Source organism: Streptomyces sp. NPDC008238, assembly GCF_042956445.1.
In the GTDB taxonomy this organism is placed as follows: Bacteria; Actinomycetota; Actinomycetes; order Streptomycetales; family Streptomycetaceae; genus Actinacidiphila.
Genome location: NZ_JBIBGK010000018.1, coordinates 114,795 through 140,765, shown reverse-complemented (window position 1 = coordinate 140,765; position 25,971 = coordinate 114,795). Strand labels below are relative to the sequence as shown.

Here is a 25,971-nt window from a genome sequence, read left to right as displayed (position 1 = left end):
TCGGCACCAAGTATCGCGGGCGGGTCAGGCCGGGGTGTGGGCGAGGGTCAGGGCGATGCGGCGGTCGCCGACGCGGGTGATGCGGACGAGCGGGTCCGGGAGGCCCGCGGCGGCGACGAGGGCGGCGGAGGCACGGAAGCCGGGGGCTAGGGGGAGGGTGTAGCCGACGCGGCCGCCGGGCCGCAGCGCGCGGCGCCGGTCGGCGAGGGCCCGCGCGACGAGGAAGTGCAGGGACGACGCGCAGAGGATCAGGTCGAGCCCACCGTCGGCGCAGGGCAGCGGTACGGCGTCCGCCACGCGCCAGTCGATCGCCCCGGAGGGTGCCGCACGCCGGGCGCGGGCACGTCCAGCGGCGACCATGCCGGCGGAGACGTCGACCGCGAGGACCGCGGGGTCCGCGGGCGAGCGGGTGCGGGCGAGCGCGAGGGCCACCGCGCCGGTGCCGCAGGCCACGTCGGGCACCCGCCGGTCCGCGGGCGAGGGGGCCGCGAGGTGGATCAGGGTCGCGGCGACGGCGTCTTGGTGGTCGTCGTCATAGTCCGCGGCCGGCCGGTCGAACGCCCGGCGCATCGGCGTCGGCGGCCGTGTCGGCCGCGGTGTGGGCCCGTGCATGCGGTGGCGGTCCTCCCAGGGTGTCGCGCACGATCGCGACCACGGCCATGTCGTCCTGCAGCGGGGCGGCCACGTGGGCCAGCAGGTCGTCGGTCATCTTCCGTACGAGCTGGTCGGGGCGCCGGTCGCCCCACTCCGCGACCCGACTCATGAGCGGGTAGAACTCCCCCGCGTCGTTGCGGGCCTCGGTCACGCCGTCGGTGTAGAGCAGCAGGCGGTCGCCGGGGGCGAAGGGGAAGGTGGTGGGGGCGTAGCTGCTCCCGGTCAGTCCCCCGAGGCCGAGCGGCGGCGCCGGTTCCGGGACGTCGAGGGTGGAGACGGTGCCGTCGTGGAGGAGCAGCGGCGGCAGGTGACCGCAGCTGACCACCCGCACGTAGGGCTCGTCGTCCGGGATCTCGACGACGGCCGCGGTGACGAAGCGCTCCCCGATGTCGTTCTCCTCGGGTCCGTCCCATTCCTGCGTGAGTTCCCAGCGGACGCCGGCCTCCAGCGACGCCATCAGCTCGTCCAGCGGTGCCTGCCGGTGCGCGGCGGCGCGGAACGCCCCGAGGACGGTCTCGGTGTCGCCGATGGAGCCCAGGCCCTTGCCGCGCACGTCGCCGATGAGGAGGCGGGTGGCCCGCGCCGTGCGGGCGACGGCGTAGAGGTCGCCCCCGATGCGGTCGCCGTCGCCGGCGCTGCGGTAGGCCGAGGCGATGGTCACCGGGCCGGCGTGTCTGGGCAGCGGCCGCAGCAGCACGCCCTGGGTCGCCTGCGACACCTCGCGCAACTCCGCGAGTTCGTGTCTGCGGCGCTCGCGCAGGGCGCTGATGAGGACGAGCAGCACGGAGAGCAGTACGAGCGAGCCGAGCTGGACGAGGACGTTCTCCGTGGACAGGGTGTGCCGTTCCGCCCCGGCCGCGATGAGCGCCAGGACGGCCGCGAGACCGGTCATGGCACCGCGTACGGCTCCTGCGAAGGCGGAGGCCAGGGCCACGGGGATGACGAGCACGTGGGCGAGGTGGATGTCCTCCGGCAGGAAGGCGTCGGCGACGGGCACGGCCGCGACGATCGCGAGCATCCCGGCGAGGAAGACCCTGCAACCCGATCCGACGGGATCCTGCATCGCCGAGAGACGGGACCCGAATTGCATACGGGTGCCTCCCTTCCCGCACCCGGGCCGGGTGCGACCACGACAGCCCTGCCTCTGGGCGATCTCAACATAAGGGTATTTCGTTTTCTTCCGGACAAAATTCGCGTAAGCAAATTCATTCACGGATATCCGGCGGCAGGGATGACCGGCCCGGGGGGGGGCGTACGACCAGGTCAGGCGGCCGGCAGCTCGGCCCAGCGGGCGCTGCCGCGGCTGCGCGCGCCGAAGCCGGAACCGATGCCGGAACCGATGCCGAGGCCGTCGACGATGGCGGCCCCGCGGCCGTGCTCGCCCGGGCCGCAGCTGGCGGCCCAGGCGCCGTGCCGCGGCGCGGGTCCGCCGTCCGAGACCTCGACGCGGATGATCGCCGTGCCGTCCACCTCGCCGCGGCGCAGCCGCAGGCGCAGGGCGACCGGTGGCAGCGCGTGCTCGACGGCGTTGGTGACCAGTTCCGACACGACCAGGACGGCGTCGTGGACCGCGTCCTCCGGCACGGACCAGCCGGTCAGCACGGTGCGTGCGCTGCGTCGCGCGACGGCGACGGCCACGGCCCGGTGCTCCAGCTCGCACACGTACACGTACAGCTCGGTACGAGCGGCAGGTGACGAGGTGGCGTACCAGTGCGTCATCTCCATCGCTCCCCACGCCGAAGGGCTGCTCCGCAGCGTCACCGGTATGGGGAAGGGCCCCCTGTCCGTCCCCAACGGATGCGGGGCCCCGGGACCCGCCTCCATGGTGTACCCCGCCGTGACCTCCTGAACCCCACGTGTCACAGGAGTGGCCCGGCGCCCCTCCGGGGCCCGTACCGGCGGGGGCGGGGGGGCCGGGCGGCCCGCGGCGCACGGACTGCGCGGTGCCCGTCGAGGAGCGGTCGGCCGGGAGCGGTGTCGCAGTACGGGGGCGAGCGGCTGGCCGCACGGGGAGGCGGCCCGGACGCCTTCGGCTCATGCCTCACAGGCATTTGACGGTGCGTCACGTACCGGCCGGCGACGGGAAGGAACGCGTCCTCGTTGTCACACGCGTCGAGACCCTTGCGGCGCGGCCCCCGCGGTCACCCGCGCCCCGGACCCGTCTGCGATGCTGGGCGGGTGCCGCCCCCGCAGACCACCCCGGAACCGATCACGGCGGATCCGCCCGACGTCGGCACCGCCCCGCTGCTCACCCAGTCGTGGCTGGACCTGGCCTTCCTCCACTGGGCGGCCGACCCGGCGGCCATCGCGCCGCTGCTGCCGGCGGGCACCGTTCCCGACACCCTCGACGGCGTCACCTACGTGGGGCTCGTCGCCTTCCGCATGCACCGCGTCGGCTGGTTCCGCCTCCCCGGTGTCCCCTACCTGGGGACCTTCCCTGAGACGAACGTACGGCTGTACTCCGTCGACGCCCACGGGCGGCGCGGTGTCGTCTTCCGCTCGCTCGACGCCTCCCGGCTGATACCCGTGGCGGTCGCGCGCGCCGCGTTCCGCCTGCCGTACCTGTGGTCGCGCATGGCCGTCCGCCGAGACGGCGACACCCTCACGTACACCAGCACCCGCCGCTGGCCGGGCCCGCGCGGGGCGCACTCCCGCATCGGCGTCCGGGTCGGCGAGCCCGTCGCGGAGCCCACCGAACTGGAGCACTTCCTCACGGCGCGCTGGGGGCTGCACAACACCTTCTTCGAGCGGCCGGTCTACCTGCCGAACTCGCACCCCCGCTGGCCCCTCCACCGCGCCGAGCTCCTCGAATGCGACGAGACCCTGGTCACGGCCGCCGGACTCCCCGCCCCGGTGGGGCCGCCGGTGAGCGTCCTGTACTCGCCGGGCGTCCCCGTCCGCTTCGGCCGCCCCTCCCGGCCGGGCGGCATCCCCACGCCCTGACCCCCACGCCCTGACCCCGCGGGCCCGCTCAGTCGGGCGGGAGGAGCGTGCCCAGCGGGCCGAGGTCGAGGTTGAGGTCGGACATGGACAGGCCGTACTGCGCGCAGAGGCCCGTCATGCGGTCGTGGAGGATCATCAGGGTGGCGCCGAGGCGTTCCTCCTCGTCCTCGGTGAGGTCGCCCGCGTCGACGCGGTGCAGCGCCTGCCGCTCCATGAGCTGACGCAGCAGCTCGACAAGGGTCAGGACCAGCTTCATCAGGTCGCGTTCGACGGTGTCCGGGTCGGTGCTGATCCGGCGCGCGGGACGGGCCGAGGGGGTGTCGCGGGGGACGGCGGGCAGCAGGCGGAAGGCGCGGGCGGCGGCGTCCGCGACCTCGCCGAGGCGGTCCGGGGGAAGGTCGTCCCCGGGGCGTGCCGGGGGTGTCACGGGCCCGGCCCCGGGGCCCACGGCGAGGGGTTGCGTTCGCTGATGGAGACGATGAGCGCGCGCAGGGAGATGCGGACGAGGTCGATGTCGGCGATGGACAGCACCACGTCGCCGGTGAGGACCACTCCGCCGCTGAGGAGGCGGTCGAGCAGGTCGACGAGGGCCACCTGACGTTGCGCCAGCGGTTCGGGGGCCCGGCCGGCCGCGGTCATGGCGCCGCGTCCGCCGGGTCGGCGTCGTCCGCCTGATCCACCTGATCCGCCGCGGGCCCCGGGGTGCCGGGGAGGGCGGCGAAGGAGTACGGGGCCCAGGGGCCGGTGACGTCGACCCGCACCCCGGGCAGTCCTTCGCCGGCGGCGAGGGCGCGGCTGCGGAAGGCCTCGGCCCGTGCGTGCGCGACGAGGAAGGCGTCGTTGAGCACGTTCTCCCCCGCGCCGGCGGCGAGCCGGCCCTGCTGCACACGGTGCCGGGCGTGCCCCGCGGCCAGTTCGCGGCCGATCGCCACGACGCGTGCGGCGGCTTCCTCCGCCGCACGGTAGGCCTCGTCGCGGGAGTGCCGCTGGGCGTGGCGGGCCCTCAGGTAGGCGCGGCCCGGGCTGAGGTCGTCGGCGGCGCCGGCGGGCCCGGCGGCCGCCGCCGGGGCGTCCACGTAGACCTTGACGCCCCATTCGAGGTGGCCGGTCAGCCGCTCCAGGACGTCCGTGAACGCCGCGTCGTCGTCCCGCAGCACCTGGCGGACGCGTTCGTCGTCGAGGTAGACCGTGGCGAGCCGCAGCGGCAGCACGGTGGTGTGCGCCGAGAGCGCCTCGATGACGGTGTGGTGGGCGCGGGCGACGGCCTCCAGCCAGTCCAGGTCCTCCAGGTGCCGCCGCAGGGCGTCCTCGTGGAAGTCCGCGGCGGGCACCGGGCTGACGGCGACGGCCAGTGGACCGGACGTCACCAGCCGTACGGGGGCGGCCGCGACGCCCGTCAGCGCCTCCATCGCGCCCGCCGGCACGCCCCCGTCACGGAGCACGGCGTATGCGTAGCTGACCCGGTCATCCATCGTCGTCCGCCCTGGTGCCGCCGCGGCGGCCGTGCGTCGCCGAGGAGGAGCGCGTGCGGTGGCGGGAGGCCACGCTGCCGCTCGGGGTGTCCGTCAGCTCCCGTGCCTCCGACAGCTCGCGCCCTTCCCTCAGCGCCTCGACCTCCTCGCGCAGCCGCCGGTTCTCCGCGGCGAGCGAACTCTCGCCGTGGGCACGCGAGGAGAGCGACGGGTCGTGCTCCCACCAGTCGATGCCCATCTCCTTGGCCTTGTCGACGGAGGCCACCAGCAGACGCAGCTTGATGGTGAGCAGTTCGATGTCGAGCAGGTTGATCTGGATGTCGCCGGCGATGACGATGCCCTTGTCCAGGACGCGTTCCAGGATGTCCGCCAGGTTGGCCGAGGACCCCTGCCCGTAGGCGGACGGCTGGGGAGCGGCCCTCGTGGGGTACGAACCGAGCCGGCCGGCCGGGGAATCCGTCACAGCGTCACCTCGTCTCAGGGCGCGGCCTCACCGCGCCGGAAGGCCGCGATCTCCTCGAGGCGGTCGAGCAGTACCTCCTCGCGCTCCCCGAAGGTCTCCTCGTCGATCCGGCCGGCGAGGAGTTCCTTCTCCAGGGCGGCGAGTTCGCGTTCCACGGGCTCGGGGTCGTAGTACTCCTGCTCGGCGGCCTCCAGTACACGCTCGACGACCCAGCCGACCCCGCGCACCGGCGCCAGGGGGAGGGTGACGATCTGTGTGAACAGTCCCATGAGGCCTCCTCGCCCCGTCACACGAAGCTGTAGGGCGGCAGCGGTCCGAGCAGCCGGAAGTCGCACTCCTCGCCCACCTGGTTGGCCAGGCTCAGCTGGGTGGCGAGGAACATCTCCTCCTTGCTGTCGTCCACGAGGAAGGAGACGCTGAGGAAGTCCTGTCCGCCGGCCGCGGTGGCCACGTCGTCGCGGACGAAGGGGCGCAGCGCCTCGACGATGCCCGCGCCGAGCGCCTGCTGGCGGGCCTGCACCTCGTTGGAGATCAGCTCGCCCAGCATCAGCGGCATGTCGGGGGAGCCGGCGCCACCCCGGATCTCCTCGTTCAGGCGCCGTGCCTCGTCGTTCTCGTCGAGGATCCGGCGCAGCAGGGAGTCCTCGTCCCACGAGACCTTCAGGTGGTACTCGGCGCAGCCCTCCAGGTTCTTCAGCTGTTCCCGGAACTCCTCCGCGCGGTCCTCCAGCACGCCGCGCACGGCGTCCTCGTCGGGTGCCGTGAAGCCGAACCGCAGCGGCAGCACCGCGCCGTCGGCCATCAGCCGTTCCTGGACCTCCTGGTGGGCGAGCACGTCCCTGCGCCGGGGGCGCAGGTCGGGAGGGGCCTCGCTCACGACGGCGCAGAGGTCGCCGTTCGTCACCGTCCGCAACGGCTCGGCCGACCCGCCGACGGGCTTGAGGCCCTCCAGCCGCACCGGGTGGTCCTTCGAGGTGATGGAGTAGACGTAGACGGCCATGGTCATTCCCTCTCCCGCCGGGAGGCCCGCCTGGTGCTCCTGCGCTGTGGTCGGGGCTCCTCCTCGTACTCCGCTTCCTCCTCCTCTTCCGGCTCCTCCTCGTACTCGTCCTCCTCGTCCTGGTCGTCGCCCTTCAGGGCTCCGGTGACGGCTTCCACGGCACCGGAGAGCGCGCCCTTGGACTTGCCCTTCGCGCCGCCCTCGGTGATCTCGCCCACGATGTCCGTGAGCTGGGCGGGCTGTTTGCGGCCGGACTCCAGGTCGAGGCGGTTGCACGCCTCGGCGAAACGCAGGTACGTGTCGACGCTGGCCACGACGATGCGGGCGTCGATTTTCAGGATCTCGATGCCCACCAGCGACACGCGGACGAAGACGTCGATGACGAGCCCTCGGTCCAGGATGAGCTCCAGGACGTCGTAGAGGCTTCCCGTACCGCCCCTGGAGATGTTGCCGCCACCCTGCGGCACCACGGTCATGGCGCCTCCCTTCATCGCCTCGTCGTCTCAGAAGCGCCGGTCGATCTGCCCCCGCGTGTAACGGCGGGTGCGTTCGTACGCCACCAGGTCGCCCTCCTCGTCGAGCTTCACGTGATAGGTGGCCATCACGCTGGTGGTCTCGGGCACCCGCTCCAACTCCAGCACCTCGACGTCCGCTTCCCAGCCTTCGTCGACGGGTCTGACCGCCGACACGGACTCCGGCCTGCGGCCGAGGAGTTCGAAGAGCTGATCGGCCGCGGAACGCATCGCCCATGCGGCGGAGCGCTTGCGCGGCCGCTCCGCACGTTCGTCGTCCCGGCCGCGCCTGGTGCCCTTGCCCCGGGCGTTCCTGTCGCTTGCGGCCATCCCCTTCTCCGGTTCCGGAGGAGCGCCACCCCCACTAAGAAACGTACTATTTCAGCATATACACCCCACAACATGTGTGCGGCGCCGAGTCGCTTTCCGAAGGGAACGACTGATGAAGGACACGACCAAGATCGCTCTTGCCGCCGCAGTCGCCGGTGGCTACGTGCTCGGTCGCGCCAAGAAGGGGCGTCTCGCGTTCGCCATGGCGACCTTCCTCGCTGGTCGCCGCGCCGGACTCGATCCGCAACAACTGGTCACCGAGGGTATTCGCAAGCTCCAGGACGTACCCCAGATCGCCGACCTCAACGAGCAGCTGCGCGGCGAGCTGATGAACGCCGGCCGCAAGGCCGTCAGCGCGGCCGCGGACCGCAAGCTGGCAGATCTGGCGGGCGTGTTGCACGACCGCACGGCCCGCATCGGCGCCAAGAAGGAGCACGACGAGAAGGAGGGGACGGAAGAGGAATACGAACCGGAAGAAGGGGAAGAAGAGGAGACCCCGAAGAAGCCGACGTCCCGGCGCCGCCGCCGCTCCCGGGCGGAGGAGGAACCCGAGGAAGCGGAAGCCGGGGACGAGGAGGAGGAAGCCGAGGCCGAGGAAGAGGACGAGGGCGACGAGGAGCCGCCGAGCCGCCGCCGGGCCGCGCAGCCCAGGCCGCGGCGTGAGCCCGAGCGCAAGCCGGCGGCGAAGAAGGCGCCCGCCAAGAAGGCGCAGCCGACGGCGAAGAAGACCGCCGCCGCCGAGAAGAGCACGGCCAAGAAGACCGCGGCACCGGCGAAGCGCACGGCGAAGAAGACCTCCGCGCCCGCCGGCAAGACAGCGGCGCGCAAGGCACCGGCGAAGAAGGCGGCGGCCAAGAAGACGTCCACACGGCGGAGGTAGCCCGATGGCCAGGACGACACAGGACACCGGTAACGGCCAGGCCTCCGGCCTGGACCTGCTGCGCGGCGAACTCGCCGACTTCGTCGGCGCCCAGGTGGGGAACCTGGCCGACAAGGCGGGCGACAAAGTCTCCGACCTCACCGAGCAGTTGGTGGGTGTGGCCGAGAGCGGCGGGGTGCTCCCCAAGGCGGGCCTGAAGATGCTGCAAGGCGAATCACCGCTCAAGGCCATCGGAGGCGGCGTGCTCGACAAGGCGAAGCAGGCGCTCGGCGGCGGCAAGAAGGGGAAGGGCCGCAAGTCCGGGACGCAGAAGGTGACGAACATCGTCGAGGTCCAGGACGTCGGCGTGCCGATCCGGTTCGCCTACGACCACTGGACGCAGTTCGAGAAGTTCAGCGCCTTCACCAAGGGCGTGCGCAGCGTCTCCAAGGGCGACGACACGTCGAGCGACTGGAAGGTCAAGGTCGGCCCCTCGACCCGCGGCTGGAAGGCCACCGTCGTCGAGCAGGTCCCGGACGAGCGCATCGTCTGGCACTCCGACGGCGCCAAGGGCACCACACGCGGCAGCGTCAGCTTCCACGAACTCACGCCCACGCTGACCCGCATCGTCCTCGTCGTCGAGTACTACCCCTCCGGGCTGTTCGAGAAGACCGGCAACATCTGGCGCGCCCAGGGCCGGCGGTTGCGGCTCGACTTCAAGCACTTCCAGCGTTACGTCTCGCTCACCAACGAGGAGCCCGAGGGCTGGCGCGGCGAGATCCGCGACGGCGAGGTCGTGCGCACGCACGAGGAGGCCCTCGAAGCGGAGGAGGCCGAAGAGGCCGAAGAGGGCGAAGAGGGCGCGGAGGACGAGGAGTACGCCGAGGACGAGGAAGAGCCGGAGGACGAGGAAGAGCCGGAGGACGAGGAAGAGCCAGAGGACGAGGAAGAGCCGGAGGACGAGGAAGAGCCAGAGGACGAGGAAGAGCCGGAGGACGAGGAAGAGGACGAAGAGGACGGCCAAGCCGAGGACGAGGAGGAGGAAGAGGAGTACCCGGAGGACGAAGAGGAACCGGAGTACGAGGACGAGGAGTACGAGGACGAGGACGAGGAGGAGTACGAGGGCGCGCGTCGATGACGCCCCGTCACTCCCCCGGATCAACGCGCGCCGGCGGACCGTGGTCTCCACGGCCCGCCGCGTCGCGTGTCAGAGGGGCAGGCGGCGGATCTCCAGGGTGTTGTCCACGCGGGTCGTCGGCCGCCCGTCGGGGTCGTTCTGGATGCGCTCGTGCTCGTCGGTCAGCACCACCTCCCACTCGCCCTCCGGGAGGCCGAGGCTCTCCAGCACCTCCTGCGGCGTCGGGAAGTGCACCTCCGGGTGCGGATCGGTCTCCCAGGCGGGGAATCCGGCGTGCCCGACGACGAGCAGCACTCCGCCGGGCGCCACGGCCGCCGCGGCGGCGCGCAGGATGCGCTCGCGGGGCATGTCGTGCGGCGAGTGCAGGAACTGCGCGGAGACGAGGTCGTAGGTGCCCCCGGGGAACGTCTCGCCCAGGTCGTGGCGCTGCCAGTCGATGAGGCCGTCGGGGATGCCCTCCGCCTCCGCGTGGCGGGCGGCCCGCTCCAGCGCGACGCGCGAGATGTCGACGGCGGTGACCCGCCAGCCCTGCCGGGCCAGCCAGACCGCGTCGGCGCCCTCGCCGCAGCCCAGGTCGAGCGCCGAGCCGGGCTTGAGGCTCCCGGTCTCACGGACCAGGACGTTGTTCGGGTTGCCGCTCCAGACGCGGTCGCTCCCGGCGTACCGGGCGTCCCAGAACTCCGCCTCGGTCCCGGCGCCGGTCGCGTCGGTGGTGCCGTCCGTCATGGATGTCGTCTCCTCTGTGCCGCAGGTGTGGACCTGCCCCCGACCATGCGGTCCGGCGCGCCCGCCGGGCAAGCCCTGTTGCCGGTTCGGCAACACGTCCGCACGCCGCCCTCTGCCCCGGCGGCGGGTCCGCGCCTATGTTGGGTGTCATGGACATCACGTCGCGTGAGGAGCACCCGCTGCGCAGCCTCACGCTCGACCAGTTGCGGCGCCGCACGAGCATGAAGTGGCGTACCCACCCGGAGGACGTGCTGCCGCTGTGGGTCGCCGAGATGGACGTGCCGCTGGCCGGGCCCGTGGCCCGGGCGCTCACGGAGGCCGTCGCGGCGGGCGACACCGGGTATCCGGTGGGCACCGCGTACGCGGAGGCGCTGGCGGACTTCGCGCGTGAGCGGTGGGGCTGGGACGGCCTGGCCGTGGAGCGCGCGTCGATCGTGCCCGACGTGATGCTGGGCGTCGTCGAGATGCTGCGGCTGGTCACGGGTCCCGGGGACCCGGTGATCGTCAACTGCCCGGTGTACCCGCCGTTCTACCAGTTCGTGGCGCACATGGACCGCCAGGTGGTGGAGGCCCCGCTCGGCCCCGGCCTGCGGCTGGACCTCGCGGCGCTGGAGGCGGCCTTCGCCCGGTCCACCGGCGGCGGCCGCCGGGCCGCCTACCTGCTGTGCAGCCCGCACAACCCCACCGGCACGGTGCACACCGCCGGCGAGCTGGCAGCGGTGGCGGCGCTGGCCGGCTCGTACGGGGTGCGGGTGGTGGTGGACGAGATCCACGCGCCCCTGGTGACGGCGGAAGCGGTGTTCGTGCCGTACCTGAGCGTGCCCGGCGGCGAGGACGGGCTGTCGCTGATGTCCGCGTCGAAGGCGTGGAACCTGGCCGGGCTGAAGGCGGCGCTCGCCCTGGCCGGGCCCGCCGCGGCGGACGACCTGGCCCGCATGCCGGAGGAGGTCGGACACGGGCCGAGCCACCTGGGCGTCATCGCGCACACGGTGGCGCTGCGCGAGGGCGGGCCCTGGCTGGACGCCCTGTTGGACGACCTCGCCGGCAACCGGCGGCTGCTCGCCGGGCTGCTGGCCGAGCACCTGCCGGCGGTCGGCTACGCCCCGGCGCCCGGCACCTATCTGGCCTGGCTGGACTGCCGGGAGCTGGGCCTGGGCGACGACCCGGCCGCCGCCTTCCTCGACCGCGGCCGGGTCGCGCTCAGCGCGGGGCCCGCCTTCGGCACGGGCGGCGACGGGCACGCGCGGCTGAACCTCGCCACGACCCCCGAGGTGCTCACGGAGGCGGTGCGCCGGATGGCCAAGGCGGTCGGCTGACGGCCGGGCGACACCCGGGGCCGAGGTCTGAAACCTCCCTCGCCGGGTAGTCGCCCCGACGGACCGAGGCAAACACCGGACGATGCCGCCGGGACCCGGGGCCACCCGGACCCGGCACCGCGACCGGGCGCCCGGCAGTCGGCGGGTCCCCGGACGCTCCCGGCGGCGACCCAGGGAGGCGAGGACGGTGACGCACGACCCCGCACCCGGCAACGGCGGCGCCCTGCGCGTCGTGGTGGTCGGGGCGACCGGAAACGTCGGGACGAGCCTGGTGCGGGCCCTCGGCGACGACCCGGCGGTGTCCCACGTCGTCGGCATCGCCCGCAGGATCCCCCGGGACTGGCGGCCCGCCCGCACGACGTGGGTGCAGGCGGACATCGCCGACGACAGGACGCGCCTGGCCGAGCACCTGCGCGGCGCGGACGCCGTCGTGCACCTCGCCTGGCTGCTGCAGCCCACCCACGACCCGTCGATCACGTGGCGCACCAACGTCCTGGGCGGCATCCGCGTCTTCGAGGCGGCCGCGGAGGCCGGTGTGCCGGCCCTGGTGCACGCCTCGTCGGTGGCGGCGTACTCCCCGGGGCCCAAGCGGCACCCGGTCGACGAGTCCTGGCCCACGCACGGCTGGCCGGGGGCCGCGTACTGCCGGGAGAAGGCGTACGTCGAGCGCTGCCTCGACACCTTCGAGCGGGAGCACCCGCGGGTGCGCGTGGTGCGCATGCGGCCGGGCTTCATCTTCAAGCGGGAGTCGGCCGCCCAGCAACGCCGTTTGTTCGCGGGGCCGTTCCTGCCGAACAGGCTCGTACGGCCGCACCTGGTGCCGGTCGTCCCTGACCTGCCGGGTCTGCGTTTCCAGGCGCTGCACTCCGACGACGCGGCCGAGGCCTACCGGCTCGCGCTGCACCGTCCCGTACGCGGCGCCTTCAACCTGGCGGCCGATCCGCCCCTGGACGCGGGTGAACTCGCGGCGCTGCTCGGGGCACAGGTCGTCCGCGTGCCGCGCGGGGCGGTGCGGGCGGCGCTGGCCGGGGCGTGGTGGCTGCACCTGGTGCCGGCGTCACCGGGTCTGTTCGACGCCGTGGTCAGGCTGCCCCTGCTGGACACCGGCCGGGCCCGTCGCGAGCTGGGCTGGGAGCCCCGTCGCACCGCCACCGAGGCGATCGGGGAGTTCCTGGCGGGGCTGCGTGAGGGCGCGGGTGACACCTCGACCGCCCCGCTGGCGCCGGGCGGGGCGGGCGGCCGGCTCCACGAGGTGGCGACCCGTGTCGGCTCACGGCCGTGAGGGCGGGGACGGGCACGCCACCACGGCCTCCCGTCACCGCGCCGCGGCCTCCCGTCACCGCGCCACGGTCTCCCGTCACGGCCCGTCGTCGGCGTGGAGGCGTTCGGTGTCCTGCGGTTCTGCCTTGGGCACCCGGTCGTCCGGGCCGTCGTCGTCGGGGCCGCCGTCCGGCATGGTCCGGGCCCTTTCGAGTTCCGCGTTGAACTCCAGGCCGAGCAGGACGGCGATGTTCGAGATCCACAGCCAGACGAGGAAGACGATGATCGCCGCCAGGCTCCCGTACAGCCGGTTGTAGTGGGCGAAGTTGGACACGTACAGGCTGAAGAGCGCCGATGCCGCCGCCCAGATGGCCACGGCCAGGGCGCTGCCGGCGCTCACCCAGCGGAAGCCGCCGTGCCTCACGTTGGGGGCCGCCCAGTACAGCAGCGCGAGCACCAGTCCGAACAGCACCAGCATCACCGGCCACTTGACGACGCTCCAGACCGCGAGCGCGGCGTCACCGACGCCCAGCACCTGGCCCGCCCTGCGGGCGAGGGCCCCGGTGAACACCACGCCGATCGCGATGAGCGCCGTGACGGCCAGCAGCACCACGGGGATGACGAACCTGCCGGCCAGGGTCTTCCACAGCGGCCTGCCCTCGTCGATGTCGTAGAGGGCGTTGGCGGCCCGTATGAAGGTCGCCACGTAGCCGGAGGACGACCACACGGCGACCACGACGCCGACGGCCAGGGCGAGCCCTCCCCGGCCGACGCCGTGCTGCAGCCGGCCGAGCACGCCGGTCAGCGTGTCGCGGACCGGTCCCGGCGCGAGGTCGCCGGCGTTCGCGATCAGGGGTTCGACGCTGGGGCTGCCGAGCAGGCCGACGACCGACGCCAGGACGAGGAGGACGGGGAAGACCGACAGCACGGCGTAGTAGGTCAGCGCCGCGGCCCAGTCGGTCAAATGGTCCGCCCAGAACTCCTTCACCGTGCGCCGGAGCACCACGCGCCAGGACTCCTGGGGGAGCTCGGTGGGCTTGCGGGCAGCGCCCTGCGTGTGGCGAGCCATGCGCGTTCACCGCCTCGGGGCACACCTGCCCCACAGGAAACACGGACAAACCAGTCCATACGGCAACAGGCCGCGGCGCACGTCCGGCGCCGCCGCTCAGTGCTGGAGCGCGACCTTCGCCGCCACGATGACCAGTCCCAGCACCAGGTTCACGAACCCCGCCGACACCACCTCCCAGCGGGACGCACCCACGCGGACGACGGCGGCACCGGCCCATCCGACCTGCTGGGCGACGGCGACGGACAGGGCCAGCCAGGCCGTGCCCCCAGTCCGAGCCCCAGCAGCGGGCTCACCGCGACGGCCGCCGCCGGCAGCAGCGCCGCCTGCACGATCGGCCACTCGCGGACGCACACACGGCGGATCTCGCGCCGGGTGACCCCGCCCCCGCGCAGCCGGTCGCCGACGAAGCCCGCGTAGACGTGCGCGACCCAGAACACCAGTCCGGTGCAGATCAGCAGGAGCACCAGCTCCAGCCGCGGGTACGGGCCCGCCGAGCCGGCACCGGCCACCACCGAGGCGGCCAGCAGCGATCCGTAGACGGCGCCCGTGTAGTTGGCGCGGCCGGTCGCGGGCGCCTCCGGGGCCGTGGCCTCCTGGGGGGAGGAGCCGGCTGTCACCTCTCAAGGATGGGCGGGGCGGCCGGGGCGCGCACGGCACGCCGTCGCGGATCCGGGGAAACGCGACGTCCGAAACCCGCCAGCGGCCCGCCCCCGCGATGCCGCACAGTGGAGGGGTGACGAGCGAGACGACCGGCGAGGACAGCAGGTACGAGGCGGTGTGCAGCCGCGACGCCCGCTTTGACGGCGAGTTCTTCTTCGCGGTGACGACGACGGGGATCTACTGCCGCCCCAGCTGCCCGGCGGTGACGCCCAAACGGCGCAACGTCCGGTTCTTCCGCACCGCCGCGGCCGCCCAGGGGTCGGGCTTCCGGGCCTGCCGCAGGTGCCGCCCGGACGCGGTGCCGGGCTCCGCGGCGTGGAACGCGCGGGCCGACGTGGTGGGACGCGCGATGCGGCTGATCGGGGACGGCGTCGTCGACCGGGAGGGCGTCGCGGGGCTGGCCGCGCGACTCGGCTACAGCGCGCGGCAGGTGCAGCGGCAGCTCAACGCCGAAGTGGGGGCCGGCCCGATCGCCCTGGCGCGGGCGCAACGTGCGCACACCGCGCGGATCCTGCTGCAGACCACCGACATGCAGGCCGCGGAGATCGCCTTCGCGGCCGGTTTCGCGAGCGTAAGGCAGTTCAACGACACGGTCCGCGAGGTGTACGCGCTCACGCCGACCGCGCTGCGGCAGGCGCGCCCCGCCCGCCACGCCCACGCCCCCGCCGACGCCGCGGCCGGGGTTCCGCTGCGGCTGGCGTACCGGGGGCCGTACGACACCGGGCGGGTCTTCGACTATCTGGCGGCGCGGGCGATCGCCGGCGTCGAGGAGATCACCGGCCCTCCGGGCGGGAGGGTCTACCGGCGCACCCTCCGGCTGCCGCACGGACCGGCGGTCGCCGAGGTCGAGGAGGCGGCCGGCCGGGGCGGCGACTGGCTCGAATGCCGGCTGCACCTGGCCGCGCTGCGCGACCTGACCACCGGAACGGAACGCGTGCGGCGCCTGTTCGACCTCGACGCCGATCCGTACGCGGTCGCCGAACGGCTCTCCGCACACCCGTCGATGGGGGCCCTGGCCCGGAACCGCCCGGGTCTGCGCGCCCCCGGGGCCGCCGACCCGCACGAACTCGCGGTGCGCGCGGTGCTGGGACAGCAGGTCACCGTGGCGGCGGGGCGGCGGCTCGGCGCGGCGCTGGTCACCGCCCACGGCGAACCGCTGACGGCGCCGAGCGGCGGCCTGACCCATCTGTTCCCCGACGCGGACGCGCTCGCCGGGGCGTCCCTGGAGGCGGTCGGCATGCCGCGGGCCCGGCGGGAGACGCTGCGGGGTCTGGCCCGCGCGCTCGTCGACGGCGACGTCGTCCTCGACCCGGGCACGGACCGCGACGGCGCCGAGAAGGACCTGCTCGCGCTGCACGGCATCGGGCCGTGGACGGCCGGCTACATCCGGATGCGCGCCCTGGGCGATCCCGACGTACTGCTGGAGGGCGACGTCGCGGTGCGCGCGGGGGCCGCGCGTGCCGGCGTCCCGCTGGAGGACGCCGAGGGCTGGCGGCCGTGGCGCAGCTACGCGATGCACCTGCTGTGGAGCGCCGGTTGACCGGCACGGGCGCGATCCGCAGGGGTGGGACGGCGGGAATGCGACGTCCGAATCCCGCCGGACATCGGTGACGAACCGCCGCAGAATCGTGGATGTCACTGAAGGTGTGAGAAAGGGAAGGACCGATGACGGTCTACACGACGCTCGACAGCCCGCTGGGCGAACTGCTGCTGGTCGGCGAGGAGTCACCGACCGCGAAGGGCGGCACCGCGCTCTCCTCGCTGTCGGTGCCGGACCAGAAGGGCGGCCTCGTCGCCGCGGACCTCGCGGACGGAGCGCGCGCCGACCACGCCGCGTTCACCGAGATCACCCGCCAACTGCGGGCGTACTTCGCCGGTGAACTGACGGACTTCGAGATCGAGTTCACCGCCGCGGGCTCCGCCTTCCAGCAGCAGGTGTGGAAGACCCTGGAGACCATCGGCTACGGCACGACGCTCACCTACGCGGGCGTCGCCGAGGCGATGGGCATCCCGCGGACCTCGTCGCGCGCGGTCGGCACCGCGATCGGCCGCAACCCACTGCTGGTCGTCCGTCCCTGCCACCGCGTAATCGGCGCCAAGGGCGCGATCACCGGCTACGCGGGCGGGGTGGAACGCAAACGACTGCTACTGGACCTCGAGGCCGGGCGCGGGACGGCATGAGGACGACGGCCGTGACCAACGCCGCGACGCATCCGGCGCCCCCCTTCCACGAGCGGGTCGAGACCGAGGACTGGGCCGCGCTGACCGCCGGACTCGACGCCCACGGCAGCGCCCTGACCGCCCGCCCCGTCCTCTCCCCCGCCGAGTGCCGGGCGGTCGCCGCGCTCTACGACGAGCCCGGGCGGTTCCGCTCGACCGTCGACATGGCACGGCACCGCTTCGGCTCGGGACAGTACCGCTACTTCGCGTACCCCGTCCCCGAGCCCGTGCGGGCCCTGCGGGCGGCGTTCTACCCGCGTCTGCTGCCGGTCGCCCGCGACTGGGCCGCCCGGCTGCGGCAGCCCGCGCCCTGGCCGGACACCCTCGACGAGTGGCTGGCGGCGTGCCACGCAGCGGGGCAGACCCGCCCGACACCGATCCTGCTGCGCTACGGGGCGGGCGACTGGAACGCCCTCCACCGCGACCTGTACGGGGACCTCGTCTTCCCGCTCCAGGTCGTGATCGGGCTCGACGTCCCCGGCGAGCACTACACCGGCGGCGAGTTCCTGATGACGGAGCAGCGGCCGCGGGCACAGACCCGGGGCTCGTCCACCACCCTGCCCCAGGGCCACGCGCTGGTCTTCACCACCCGCGACCGGCCCGTGCGCTCGGCCCGCGGCTGGTCCGCCGGCCCGATGCGGCACGGGGTGAGCACCGTGCGCGAGGGCCGCCGACACACCCTGGGCCTGGTCTTCCACGACGCGGCGTGACGCGGTACGTGCTGACCGGCCCGGACAAACTGCCCTACCGCAGCGCGGTCCCGGGGACGCTGGGCGGGCACCGGCGCGGCCGGCTGTACGGCCGCCTGGACTGCCCGGCCGCCCTGCGGGCCCTCGCGCGCGGCGGTTACGTGCGGGAGCGGGTGTTCTTCGCGGACGAGGCGGCGGCGCTCGCCGCGGGCTACCGGCCCTGCGCCCGCTGCCTGCCGGAGCGGTACCGACAATGGAAGGCGACACCGACGGAGCGGAACGCCATGACCCACCCCGGCGCACCCGCCGAGGCAGCGGCCTCGCCGCTGCTTCCGCCCGACGACCTGGCCGTGCTCGACGGCGTGCCGGGGCCGCGGCCGCACACCGGGGCCGAACTCACCGCCCTGCTCGGCCTGCTCGGTGACGCCCGCCCCCGCGTGCGGGTCGTCGCCGTCGGCCACAGCCGGGACGCCGCCTCGTGTGCCGCCGCCGGCGCGTTCGCCGCGGAGTGGCGCGCGTCGGGCGGCACCGTCGTGGCCGTCGTGGACTGGCCCGAACGGGCGGCGTCCTGGCTGCGGGCCGCTCGGCGGCTCACCGCGCCCGCCCCGGACGCCTGGGTGGTGGCCGCGGCACCGGCCGGGTGGGCGCAACTGGCCCGCCGGCTGCGGCACAGCACGCCGTGGGACCCGGCGCGTACGTACGGCTTCGCCTCCCTCGCCGACGCGCGCGTGGTGGCCGCGGCGGGGGCGGGTACGCTCCAGGGCCTGCGCGGCGCGGCCGCCGACGGCGGGACGTGGCGCGTGGACCGGGGCTGGGTGACGGCCACGCCGTGGACGGGCGGCGCCCGGTGAGCGCGCTCATCCCCCGTCCGCGCATGCGGGTGGCGCCGGGCGCGGTGCACGTGCCGGGTTGGCTCACCCTGGACGAGCAGCGGGAACTGGTCGTCGCGTGCCGTGCCTGGGCGATGGGCCCGGTGCCGATCCGGCACACCCGGCTGCCCCGCGGCGGGGTGATGTCCGTCCGCACGGTCTGCGTCGGATGGCACTGGCAGCCGTACCGGTACACCCGGACCGCGGACGACGTGAACGGCGCCCGGGTGGCCCCGTTCCCCGACTGGATGGTGGCGCTGGGCCGCCGGGCCCTGGTCGCGGCGTACGAGGACCCGGCGGCGGGCGACGGCTACACCCCGGACACCGCGCTGATCAACTTCTACGACGGCGACGCCAGGCTCGGCATGCACCAGGACAAGGACGAACGCAGCGACGCCCCCGTCGTGTCGCTCACCATCGGCGACTCCTGCGTCTTCCGCTTCGGCAACACCGAGAACCGCAACCGCCCGTACACGGACCTGGAACTGGCCTCGGGCGACCTGTTCGTCTTCGGCGGCCCGTCCCGCTTCGCCTACCACGCGGTGCCGAAGGTGCACCCGGGCACGGGCGACCCGGACACCGGTCTCGCCTCCGGCCGGCTGAACATCACGATGCGGGTCACGGGACTGGACGACGGGACGCCCCGGGGGCCGGCGCGGCGTCCTTGACGGCGTCCGCGGTGCCCGGGCGCAGGCCGGGGGCGAGCACGAGGGTGACGGCGACGGAGACGGCGGCCATGACCGTCATCGCGGTCGCCGGGGAGGTGTGCTGGGCGACGGCCCCGGCCAGGGCGGCGCCCAGTCCCTGGCAGGCGAGCATGCCCGAGGAGTGCAGCCCGAGGGCGTGGCCGCTGAGTTCGTCCGGGGTGAGGGCCATCAGCCGTTCCTGCAGCAGCAGGCCGGCCGCGTAGCCGACGGAGGCCAGGGCGACGACGGCCGCCGCGAGCGGCAGCGCCGGGTGCAGGGCGAAGACGAGGTAGGGGGCGGCGAGCAGCAGCCGCAGCGCCGCCCCCGCGCGCTCCCGCCACCACGGCGGGACGAACCGGCCGGCCAGGGTGTCGCCGGCGAGCATGCCGCACGCGGCCGCCGCCAGGAGCAGTCCGGCGTGGTCGGGCGCGTACGGCACGAACAGCGATTCGCAGCCGACGATCAGGCCGTTGGGCACCCAGAGCGCGAGGTACACGTAGCGGCGCGGCCGGGCGGACCAGAGCAGGGCGTTGGTCCGCCAGGTCTCGGCCGCGGAGGGGCGGCCGCCCGCCCGCGGGGGCCTGGCGCGCAGTCCGGTCAGGGCGGCCGCCGCGGCCGCGAGGTAGAGGGCCGCGCCGGCGAGCAGGATCCCGCGCGGGGACAGGGCGGCCAGCAGCAGGCCGCCGGCGGCGAAGCCGCAGACCTGCATGGTGCCGGTCGCCATGTTCAGCACGGAACGGCCCAGCAGGAAGCCGCCTTTGGGGAGGATCTCGTGGAGCAGTCCGTAGCGCACGCCGCCGCCCAGGGACGCCACCAGGCCCTCGGCGGGCAGGATGACGAAGACGGCCCAGATCGGCAGCCCGGGGACGGCCAGTACGGCGGTGCCGAGGGCGAAGAGCAGGGCGACCGCGGTGAGCGCGGCGCGCGGCGGCAGCCGGTCGGCCGCCGACAGCAGGGTCGTCGCACCCACCACCTGGGCGAGGGACGGGCCGAACATGGCGACGGCGGACAGCAGCGGCGATCCCGTGGCGTCGTAGACCAGGGTGCTCAGGGCCAGTCCGCTCACCGTCTGCGCGGCGACCTGTCCGGTGGAGACCAGGAAGAGCGGGGTGAACTCCCGTGTGCGGAAGAGCTCTTGGTAGGTGCGCATGGCCCGAGTCTCGGGGCCGCCGGATGGGGCGGTTAATGTTTCGCACAGGCGCGAAACCCGAGGCGCCACACCCGAGGCGCGAAAGCTGAGGAGGGCGGGGCATGGGCTGGTGGCTGGTCGACGCGGAGACGCTGGTGGGCAGCCGGTTCGTCGTCTCCCCGCTGGCCGAGGCGATCGCGGCCCTGAAGCTGCTCGACCGGGGCACGGCCGCACACCCCGGGGAACGCGGCTGGCTCGACGCGCACCTGCCCGCGTACCGGGAGCGGCTGGCCGCCGACCCGGTGACCGGGCTGCTGGTGCGCGCCGCCCTGGGGCGGACCTGGAACGCGGACTTCCTCACGCCCACGCCCACCGGGGAGGGGGGTGCGGGTTTCGAGGAGGAGCTGGAGCGGATCCGGCGGACCCCGCCGGACGCGGCCCGGGAGCATCTGACCGTGTCGCTCGGCGGACCGCTCCCCGATCTGCTGCGCCGCGCGGACCTGCCGGAGCGCGCGGCGGACGTCGTCGGCTGGGTGTGGACGCACACGGTGCTGCCGGAGTGGCCGCGGCGCCGGCGGGTCATCGAGGCCGACATCGTGGCGCGCACCGCCCAGTTGGGCCGCGGCGGCTGGGCGGAGGCGCTGGACGACCTGCGGCGGGGGATGCGCTGGCTCGGCGAGGGCCGCCTGCAGATCAACACGCGGGACTACCCGCCGCGCGACCTGTCCGGCGCCCGGCTGATGTTCGTGCCCGTCACCCCGCGGACCGGCTGGGTGTCCTGGGACGACGCGGTGCGGTACGCGGTGGTGTACCCGTGCTCGGGGGCACTGGCGGAGGCGGGCCGGCAGCCGGTCCCCGAGGCGCTGGGCGCGCTGCTCGGCCCGGCGCGTGCGGCGGTCCTCGTGCTGCTGGCAACACCGCTGAGCACCACGCAACTGGTCGCCCTGACGGGCCAGGGGCTGGGCTCGGTGGGGCGTCATCTGAAGGTGCTGCTGGACGCCCGTCTGGTGCGGCGGCGGCGAGCGGGCCGTTCCGTGCTCTACTACCGGACGGAGACCGGCGACGCCCTGGTCGCGGCCCAGCGGGACGGCTGAGTGGCTCGGCGGGACGGCTGAACGGCCGGGCGGGACGGCTGAGGGAAGGAGCACCGGGCATGGTCCACAGACCCGTGCCGTTCGACGAGCTCGACCGCAAGATCGTCGCGGCCCTGATCGCGAACGCCAGGACGAGCTTCCCCGAGATCGGCGCGGACATCGGCCTGTCGGCCACCGCCGTCAAGCGGCGCGTCGACCGGCTGCGCGAGTCCGGCGTCATCACCGGATTCACCGCCACGGTCCGGCCCGCCGCGCTGGGCTGGCGCACGGAGGCGTACGTGGAGGTGTACTGCGAGGGCGCGGCGCCGCCCCGGCGGCTGGCCGAGGTCGTCAGGAACCACCCGGAGATCACGGCGGCGATGACGGTGACGGGCGGCGCGGACGCCCTGCTGCACGTCCGGGCCACCGACGTCGGGCACTTCGAGGAGGTCCTGGAGCGGATCAGGACCGAGCCCTTCATCCGGAAGACGATCAGCTACATGGTGCTGTCGCACCTGCTGCCGGAGAGCCCGGAGGCGGGGGCGGGGCGGTCCGCCGCGGAGGGCGCAGCGGAGCTGCGCTGAAGGGCCGCTCGACGCAGCATCGCTGCGCCTGCGCGCAGCGCCCGGATCTTGTCGTGCGCGGCCCGCGATTCCTACCGTTGAGCCGTTCCCCCCGGCCGTCCCGCAGGAAGCGGAGGAGTTCGCCGTGCCCGAGAACCGTGTGGCCCGCCCCCGGCGTTATCTGGTCTGCCCGCCGGAGCACTTCGACGTGCGGTACGCGATCAACCCGTGGATGCGGGAGGGCGTGCGGGTCGACACCGCGCTGGCCCGGGGGCAGTGGGCCGCGCTGGTGCGGTCTTACCGGGAGCACGGTCACACGGTGGAGTCCGTCGAGCCCGTCCCGGGGCTGCCCGACATGGTGTTCGCCGCCAACTCCGCGCTCGTGGTCGAGGGGCGGGTGTTCGGCTCGTCCTTCCACGCGCCCGAACGCCGCCCGGAGGCCGACGAGTACGCGGCCTGGTTCAAGGCGGCCGGTTACCCGGTGCACCGCCCGGTGCCGGTCTGCGAGGGGGAGGGCGACCTGGTGCCGGTCGGCGGGGTCGTGCTCGCCGGTACGGGCTTCCGCACCGTCCGGGCGGCACACGTCGAGGTGCAGGAGTTCTTCGGCGTGCCGACGATCGGCCTGCAGTTGGTGGACCCCCGCTTCTACCACCTGGACACCGCGCTGTTCGTCCTCGACGACGGTGCCGGCGGCGGCCCGGCGAACATCGCGTACCACCCGGGGGCGTTCTCCCCCGGGAGCCGTGAGGTGCTGCGCCGGATGTTCCCGGACGCGGTCGTCGCCACCGCGGACGACGCGCTGGCGTTCGGCCTCAACTCGGTGTCGGACGGGCGGCACGTGTTCGTGGCGCCCGCCGCGACGGGGCTGGTCGAGCAGCTCGCCGGGCGGGGCTACGTGCCCGTCCCCGTCGACCTCACGGAGTTCCACAAGGCCGGCGGGGGCATCAAGTGCTGTACGCAGGAGCTCCGCCCGGCGGTGTGAGCCGCGGGACCGCCGCCCGCGGCTCCGTGCACGGTCCCCGCCCGCGGCCCCCGGCCGGGGTCACGCGGGCAGGGACCGGTTGAACAGGCGTACCTGGCCGCGGGCGATCGGGCGGCCCGCGGCGTCGGTGATCACCACCAGCCACAATTGCAGGCTCCGGCCCTGCTGCAGGGGGGTGCCGCGGACGTCGAGGCGGCCCCTGACGTACGGGAGCAGGAAGTCCGCCTGGTTGCCGACGCAGACGGCGAACCGTTCCTCGGACCGCACCGCGTAGGAGGCGCCGACGCTGGCCACGCTCTCGATGACGGTGGAGTAGAGGCCGCCGTGGGTGATCCCCCACGGGGTGTGGTGCTCCTCCGTGGCCTCCAGGTGGGCGGTGACCTCCTGGGCGCTGATCGTGTCGAACCGCAGCCCGACGGCGCGCAGGAAGGCTCCGGCGGCTTCCGGATCGAGGTCGGGGTCCTTCCTCTCCGTCATCGTGCTTCCTTCCTGTCGTCCGGTGCCGTGGGCAGGGTCAGTGGGCCTGGGGAGCCGGTCGGCTGCCGACGAGGACGAGGGCCGCGACGGCGGCGGCCGCCAGGCCCACTCCGGGGATGAGCACGGCCAGGTGCAGCGCCCCGGTGAAGGCGTCGCCGACGGCGGCGGTGACGGTGTCGCGGAGCGCGGCCGGCAGCGCGGAACCCTGCGCGCCGGTGCCGACGGCCTCGGTCACCTGGCCGGCGACGCCGGAGGGGACACCGCGGTCGGCGAGTTCGCCGGGCAGACGGGACGCGAGGCCGCTGGTCAGCACGGTGCCCGTGACGGTCGCGCCGAGCGTTCCGCCGACCTGCCGGAAGAGGTTGACGGTACCGCTGGCCATGCCGCCGTCGGTGTGCGGAACGCTGATGACGGCCACGGCCGTGCTCGGCGGCAGGACCAAACCCGCGCCGGCACCGAACAGCGCCATCAGCAGCACGATCACCTCCGTCGACGAGGTGGGCGTCTGGGCCGTCATCAGCAGGGTACCCGCAGCCGCGAGCAGGGCGCCGATGCCCAGGGTCGTCTTGAAGCCGATGCGGCGTGCGATCCCCGCGGCCACGTAGCTGACCAGCACGTAGGAGCCCATCAGCGGCAGGAGCAGCAGGCCCGCGTCGAGGATCGACTCGTGCCGGATCCGCTCGAAGTACAGCACCTGGGCGAAGGCGGTGGCCACGAAGGCGTACTGGGCGATCATCGCGACGACGTTGGCCGTGGCGAAGGAGCGGCCGCGGAAGAGCCGCAGCTTGAGCATGGGCGTACGGGTCCGCGCCTCGTGGACGACGAAGGCGACGAGCGAGGCGGCGGCGACCGCGAAGGCGGTGATCGCGCGGCCGGTGCCGAAGCCGGTGTGGCCGCCCTCGACGAGGCCGTAGTTCAGCGCGCCGATGGCGAGGACCGCGAGCACGAGGCCGGGCGGGTCGAGATGGCGTCCGGGCTGCCTGCTCTCGGTGACGAAGCGGGGGGTCAGCACCAGGACCAGCACCGCCAGCACGACGTTGACCAGGAACACCGCGTGCCAGGACCAGCGCTCGAGGATCAGGCCCGCGGCCACCGGGCCGAAGGCGAGGCCTATGCCCGAGACGGCGACCCAGATGCCGACGGCCCGGGTCCGGGCGTGCGGCTCGGCGAACATGTGGGTCACCAGGGACAGGCTGTTCGGCAGGATGGCGGCGCCGCCGAGGCCCATCAGGGCCTGGCCCACGATGACGCCGGTGGCGCCCGAGGCCAGCGAGGTGACGAGGCTGCCGCCGCCGAGCAGCAGCACGCCGAGGGCGAAGACGCGCCGCCGGCCGAGGCGGTCGCCGACGGTCCCGGCGGACAGCACGAAGCTGGCGACCATCATCGAGTAGATCCCGGCGATCCAGACCAGCTGGGCGCCGGACACCCGCAGGTCCTGCTGGAGGGGGGCGAGGACGGCGGTGGTCTGGGTGATGTTCACGAACATCGCCATCTGGCCGAGGCTCGCGACGACGAAGCCGATCCAGCGCCTCCTCCCCTCTTCCGGATCCGGCGTCCTCGGGGTGCTCGTGGCGTCGGTCGCTCCCACGCTCACGGCCTGGTGCGTGGCGGCGCTCGGGCTCGTCATCAGCTGTTCCCTTTCCCGCTGAGTTCGACTTTCGAACCTAGCTCTGGGGGTGACGCTACCACGCCTGAGTTCTATCGCAGGACTCAGGTAGGATCCGACCATGGAATACCTCGACCAGGACCCCTCGAACTGCTCCGTCGGCCGGGCCGTGGGGCTCGTCGGCCAGTCCTGGGTGTTGCTGATCCTTCGCGACGTCACCCGCGGGATCAGGCGCTTCAGCGACCTGCAGGACCACCTCGGTGTCTCCCGTTCGGTGCTCGCGGACCGGCTCGGCGGGCTGGTCGGCCAGGGGCTCCTCGAACTGCGCACGTATCAGGAGCCCGGCGCGCGGCGCCGGTCGGAGTACGTGCTCACGGACAAGGGCCGCGACCTCTACCCGCTGCTCACGTCGCTGCGGCAGTGGGGCGACAAGTACCTCGCCGACCCCGAGGGCCCCGCGCTGCTGGCCACCCACCACGACTGCGGCGCACCCGTACGGGCCCGCCTGGTCTGCGACGAGGGCCATGTGATCCAGGCCCCGGAAGAGGTCGACCGCACCCCGGGCCCGAGCGCCCGGCCCCGCCCCACCGCGAACGCGACGGCCTGAGCGCACCCGCGCCGCACGGCGCACACCGGCCCGTGGCGGCCCGGCCGCCACGCGGACCGGAGCGAGCCGCGAGGACCACGGCTCTCGAGCGGCCGCTCCGGGTGTGGGGGGACCAGGCCCGCTGTCAGACCGTCGCCCTACCGTGAGACGGGATGATCGCCGACGATCGGAGACAGGCGATGGGCGCCACCGGCTGGGACTACGTCACTTCGTACCGAGGGAGCATCGAGGCCACGCTCGAAGCCCTGCACGAGCAGGTCTTCCAGGAGCTCTACGCCGACGACGAGCAGTACAGCGATCGAGCGGCGCTCTACGCCGACGAGTCCGTCGAGGAGTCGGGCACCCACTCGATACTGGACGTCCGCCGCATCGTCGGCACACCCACGGGTCCAGGCAGGGGCGACTGGGACTACTGCACGCTGCGTCCGCTGCGTTCCGAAAGGCTGGTACACCACTTCGGGACGGCGGAGCCGACCCCACAGCAGTTCGAGGACGCCATGGCGCGCGCCAAGGCCCCCTCCTCCCCCAGGCCGCGCAGGTCGCGCGGAGCCGAGGGCCTGACCCTGCTCGACGAGCAGGAGCTGCGCTGGACCGGGCACTACGTGCTCCTCCACTCGCACGGAGAACCCACGCACGTCGGCTTCTTCGGGATATCCGGAGACTGACCT

The 25,971-nt window shown here is 74.0% G+C and carries 31 protein-coding genes and 1 pseudogene; 15 read left to right on the top strand and 17 right to left on the bottom strand.

What is annotated here, in order from left to right; genetic code table 11:
- Positions 1-24: 24 nt before the first annotated feature.
- The 3 genes from ACFZAU_RS29610 to ACFZAU_RS29600 all read right to left on the bottom strand — a co-directional run bounded on the left by ACFZAU_RS29610 (position 25) and on the right by ACFZAU_RS29600 (position 2,373).
- Complete coding sequence (locus ACFZAU_RS29610) at positions 25-570, bottom strand: class I SAM-dependent methyltransferase (protein WP_500554650.1); 546 nt, start codon at positions 568-570, stop codon at positions 25-27.
- The gene (locus tag ACFZAU_RS29605; protein ID WP_500554649.1) at positions 533-1,744 is read right to left on the bottom strand and encodes a PP2C family protein-serine/threonine phosphatase; all 1,212 of its coding nucleotides are present in this window, start codon (positions 1,742-1,744) and stop codon (positions 533-535) included. Before ACFZAU_RS29605 ends, ACFZAU_RS29610 begins: the two co-directional genes overlap by 38 nt.
- A gap of 173 nt (positions 1,745-1,917) precedes the next feature.
- Positions 1,918-2,373, bottom strand: a complete 456-nt coding sequence (locus ACFZAU_RS29600) for an ATP-binding protein (protein ID WP_499611598.1) — start codon at positions 2,371-2,373, stop codon at positions 1,918-1,920.
- Between the two features lie 459 nt (positions 2,374-2,832).
- Here ACFZAU_RS29600 and ACFZAU_RS29595 point away from each other — a divergent pair, with 459 nt between their 5' ends.
- Positions 2,833-3,597: a YqjF family protein gene (locus ACFZAU_RS29595; protein ID WP_500554648.1), complete on the top strand. Its 765-nt coding sequence runs from the start codon at positions 2,833-2,835 to the stop codon at positions 3,595-3,597.
- A gap of 28 nt (positions 3,598-3,625) precedes the next feature.
- On the opposite strand, the gene ACFZAU_RS29590 is transcribed toward ACFZAU_RS29595, so the two are convergent.
- The 8 genes from ACFZAU_RS29590 to ACFZAU_RS29555 are packed head-to-tail and all read right to left on the bottom strand — an operon-like array spanning position 3,626 to position 7,374.
- Positions 3,626-4,024 carry a gas vesicle protein K gene (locus ACFZAU_RS29590; protein ID WP_499611595.1) on the bottom strand — a complete coding sequence of 133 codons (399 nt, stop codon included), beginning with the start codon at positions 4,022-4,024 and terminating at the stop codon, positions 3,626-3,628.
- Positions 4,021-4,236, bottom strand: coding sequence for a gas vesicle protein (locus tag ACFZAU_RS29585; protein ID WP_500554647.1), 216 nt, complete (start codon positions 4,234-4,236; stop codon positions 4,021-4,023). Before ACFZAU_RS29585 ends, ACFZAU_RS29590 begins: the two co-directional genes overlap by 4 nt.
- A complete protein-coding gene (locus tag ACFZAU_RS29580) occupies positions 4,233-5,069 on the bottom strand; it encodes a GvpL/GvpF family gas vesicle protein (protein WP_500554646.1) in 837 nt (278 codons plus the stop codon). Before ACFZAU_RS29580 ends, ACFZAU_RS29585 begins: the two co-directional genes overlap by 4 nt.
- Positions 5,062-5,532 carry a gas vesicle protein gene (locus tag ACFZAU_RS29575; protein ID WP_500554645.1) on the bottom strand — a complete coding sequence of 157 codons (471 nt, stop codon included), beginning with the start codon at positions 5,530-5,532 and terminating at the stop codon, positions 5,062-5,064. Before ACFZAU_RS29575 ends, ACFZAU_RS29580 begins: the two co-directional genes overlap by 8 nt.
- A gap of 14 nt (positions 5,533-5,546) precedes the next feature.
- On the bottom strand, positions 5,547-5,801 hold the full coding sequence (locus ACFZAU_RS29570; protein WP_500554644.1) for a gas vesicle protein GvpG: 255 nt from the start codon (positions 5,799-5,801) through the stop codon (positions 5,547-5,549).
- Positions 5,802-5,818: 17 nt separating this feature from the next.
- Positions 5,819-6,532 (bottom strand): GvpL/GvpF family gas vesicle protein, encoded by a 714-nt coding sequence (locus ACFZAU_RS29565; RefSeq protein WP_500554677.1) that lies wholly within the window; start codon positions 6,530-6,532, stop codon positions 5,819-5,821.
- A gap of 2 nt (positions 6,533-6,534) precedes the next feature.
- Positions 6,535-7,008 (bottom strand): gas vesicle structural protein GvpA, encoded by a 474-nt coding sequence (locus tag ACFZAU_RS29560; protein ID WP_500554643.1) that lies wholly within the window; start codon positions 7,006-7,008, stop codon positions 6,535-6,537.
- Positions 7,009-7,035: 27 nt separating this feature from the next.
- Positions 7,036-7,374 (bottom strand): gas vesicle protein GvpO, encoded by a 339-nt coding sequence (locus ACFZAU_RS29555; protein ID WP_500460161.1) that lies wholly within the window; start codon positions 7,372-7,374, stop codon positions 7,036-7,038.
- Between the two features lie 112 nt (positions 7,375-7,486).
- Here ACFZAU_RS29555 and ACFZAU_RS29550 point away from each other — a divergent pair, with 112 nt between their 5' ends.
- Positions 7,487-8,254: a histone protein gene (locus ACFZAU_RS29550; RefSeq protein ID WP_500554642.1), complete on the top strand. Its 768-nt coding sequence runs from the start codon at positions 7,487-7,489 to the stop codon at positions 8,252-8,254.
- Positions 8,255-8,258: 4 nt separating this feature from the next.
- Positions 8,259-9,371, top strand: coding sequence for an SRPBCC family protein (locus ACFZAU_RS29545; protein ID WP_500554641.1), 1,113 nt, complete (start codon positions 8,259-8,261; stop codon positions 9,369-9,371).
- Between the two features lie 69 nt (positions 9,372-9,440).
- Here the strand turns inward: ACFZAU_RS29545 and ACFZAU_RS29540 are convergent, their stop codons facing one another.
- On the bottom strand, positions 9,441-10,097 hold the full coding sequence (locus tag ACFZAU_RS29540) for a class I SAM-dependent methyltransferase (protein ID WP_500554640.1): 657 nt from the start codon (positions 10,095-10,097) through the stop codon (positions 9,441-9,443).
- 149 nt (positions 10,098-10,246) lie between these two features.
- Between ACFZAU_RS29540 and ACFZAU_RS29535 the strand changes: the two genes are divergently transcribed.
- Positions 10,247-11,413: a MalY/PatB family protein gene (locus ACFZAU_RS29535; protein WP_500554639.1), complete on the top strand. Its 1,167-nt coding sequence runs from the start codon at positions 10,247-10,249 to the stop codon at positions 11,411-11,413.
- Positions 11,414-11,600: 187 nt separating this feature from the next.
- Positions 11,601-12,695, top strand: coding sequence for an NAD-dependent epimerase/dehydratase family protein (locus ACFZAU_RS29530; RefSeq protein WP_500554638.1), 1,095 nt, complete (start codon positions 11,601-11,603; stop codon positions 12,693-12,695).
- Positions 12,696-12,770: 75 nt separating this feature from the next.
- Here ACFZAU_RS29530 and ACFZAU_RS29525 read toward each other — a convergent pair whose 3' ends face one another.
- Together ACFZAU_RS29525 and ACFZAU_RS29520 are read right to left on the bottom strand one after the other, a co-directional pair.
- On the bottom strand, positions 12,771-13,742 hold the full coding sequence (locus tag ACFZAU_RS29525; RefSeq protein WP_500554637.1) for a YihY/virulence factor BrkB family protein: 972 nt from the start codon (positions 13,740-13,742) through the stop codon (positions 12,771-12,773).
- 96 nt (positions 13,743-13,838) lie between these two features.
- A pseudogene (locus ACFZAU_RS29520) lies at positions 13,839-14,359 on the bottom strand (hypothetical protein).
- Between the two features lie 98 nt (positions 14,360-14,457).
- On the opposite strand from ACFZAU_RS29520, the gene ACFZAU_RS29515 reads away from it, so the two are divergent.
- The 5 genes from ACFZAU_RS29515 (at position 14,458) to ACFZAU_RS29495 (ending at position 18,848) form a co-directional block, all read left to right on the top strand.
- Positions 14,458-15,942: an AlkA N-terminal domain-containing protein gene (locus tag ACFZAU_RS29515; RefSeq protein WP_500554636.1), complete on the top strand. Its 1,485-nt coding sequence runs from the start codon at positions 14,458-14,460 to the stop codon at positions 15,940-15,942.
- 125 nt (positions 15,943-16,067) lie between these two features.
- Entirely contained in the window at positions 16,068-16,583 is a 516-nt protein-coding gene (locus ACFZAU_RS29510; RefSeq protein ID WP_500554635.1) for a methylated-DNA--[protein]-cysteine S-methyltransferase, read from the top strand.
- Positions 16,580-17,332: a 2OG-Fe(II) oxygenase gene (locus ACFZAU_RS29505; protein WP_500554634.1), complete on the top strand. Its 753-nt coding sequence runs from the start codon at positions 16,580-16,582 to the stop codon at positions 17,330-17,332. The genes ACFZAU_RS29510 and ACFZAU_RS29505 overlap by 4 nt, the downstream gene beginning before the upstream one ends.
- Positions 17,329-18,162 (top strand): Ada metal-binding domain-containing protein, encoded by an 834-nt coding sequence (locus ACFZAU_RS29500; protein ID WP_500554633.1) that lies wholly within the window; start codon positions 17,329-17,331, stop codon positions 18,160-18,162. Before ACFZAU_RS29505 ends, ACFZAU_RS29500 begins: the two co-directional genes overlap by 4 nt.
- Positions 18,159-18,848: an alpha-ketoglutarate-dependent dioxygenase AlkB family protein gene (locus tag ACFZAU_RS29495; RefSeq protein ID WP_500554632.1), complete on the top strand. Its 690-nt coding sequence runs from the start codon at positions 18,159-18,161 to the stop codon at positions 18,846-18,848. Before ACFZAU_RS29500 ends, ACFZAU_RS29495 begins: the two co-directional genes overlap by 4 nt.
- Here the strand turns inward: ACFZAU_RS29495 and ACFZAU_RS29490 are convergent.
- A complete protein-coding gene (locus ACFZAU_RS29490) occupies positions 18,799-20,016 on the bottom strand; it encodes an MFS transporter (protein ID WP_500554631.1) in 1,218 nt (405 codons plus the stop codon). The genes ACFZAU_RS29495 and ACFZAU_RS29490 overlap by 50 nt on opposite strands.
- A 101-nt stretch (positions 20,017-20,117) precedes the next feature.
- On the opposite strand from ACFZAU_RS29490, the gene ACFZAU_RS29485 reads away from it, so the two are divergent.
- The 3 genes from ACFZAU_RS29485 (at position 20,118) to ddaH (ending at position 22,613) form a co-directional block, all read left to right on the top strand.
- Positions 20,118-21,089, top strand: a complete 972-nt coding sequence (locus ACFZAU_RS29485) for a transcriptional regulator (protein ID WP_500554630.1) — start codon at positions 20,118-20,120, stop codon at positions 21,087-21,089.
- A 59-nt stretch (positions 21,090-21,148) separates the two neighbouring features.
- Complete coding sequence (locus ACFZAU_RS29480; protein WP_500554629.1) at positions 21,149-21,652, top strand: Lrp/AsnC family transcriptional regulator; 504 nt, start codon at positions 21,149-21,151, stop codon at positions 21,650-21,652.
- Positions 21,653-21,719: 67 nt separating this feature from the next.
- Positions 21,720-22,613 carry a dimethylargininase gene (gene ddaH / locus ACFZAU_RS29475; RefSeq protein WP_500554676.1) on the top strand — a complete coding sequence of 298 codons (894 nt, stop codon included), beginning with the start codon at positions 21,720-21,722 and terminating at the stop codon, positions 22,611-22,613.
- Between the two features lie 60 nt (positions 22,614-22,673).
- Here ddaH and ACFZAU_RS29470 read toward each other — a convergent pair whose 3' ends face one another.
- Positions 22,674-23,090 (bottom strand): PaaI family thioesterase, encoded by a 417-nt coding sequence (locus tag ACFZAU_RS29470; protein ID WP_500554628.1) that lies wholly within the window; start codon positions 23,088-23,090, stop codon positions 22,674-22,676.
- 37 nt (positions 23,091-23,127) lie between these two features.
- Positions 23,128-24,717: an MFS transporter gene (locus ACFZAU_RS29465; protein WP_499611303.1), complete on the bottom strand. Its 1,590-nt coding sequence runs from the start codon at positions 24,715-24,717 to the stop codon at positions 23,128-23,130.
- A 100-nt stretch (positions 24,718-24,817) separates the two neighbouring features.
- Between ACFZAU_RS29465 and ACFZAU_RS29460 the strand changes: the two genes are divergently transcribed.
- Positions 24,818-25,303 carry a winged helix-turn-helix transcriptional regulator gene (locus ACFZAU_RS29460; RefSeq protein ID WP_500460136.1) on the top strand — a complete coding sequence of 162 codons (486 nt, stop codon included), beginning with the start codon at positions 24,818-24,820 and terminating at the stop codon, positions 25,301-25,303.
- A gap of 152 nt (positions 25,304-25,455) precedes the next feature.
- On the top strand, positions 25,456-25,968 hold the full coding sequence (locus ACFZAU_RS29455) for a hypothetical protein (protein ID WP_500554627.1): 513 nt from the start codon (positions 25,456-25,458) through the stop codon (positions 25,966-25,968).
- Positions 25,969-25,971: the final 3 nt, after the last annotated feature.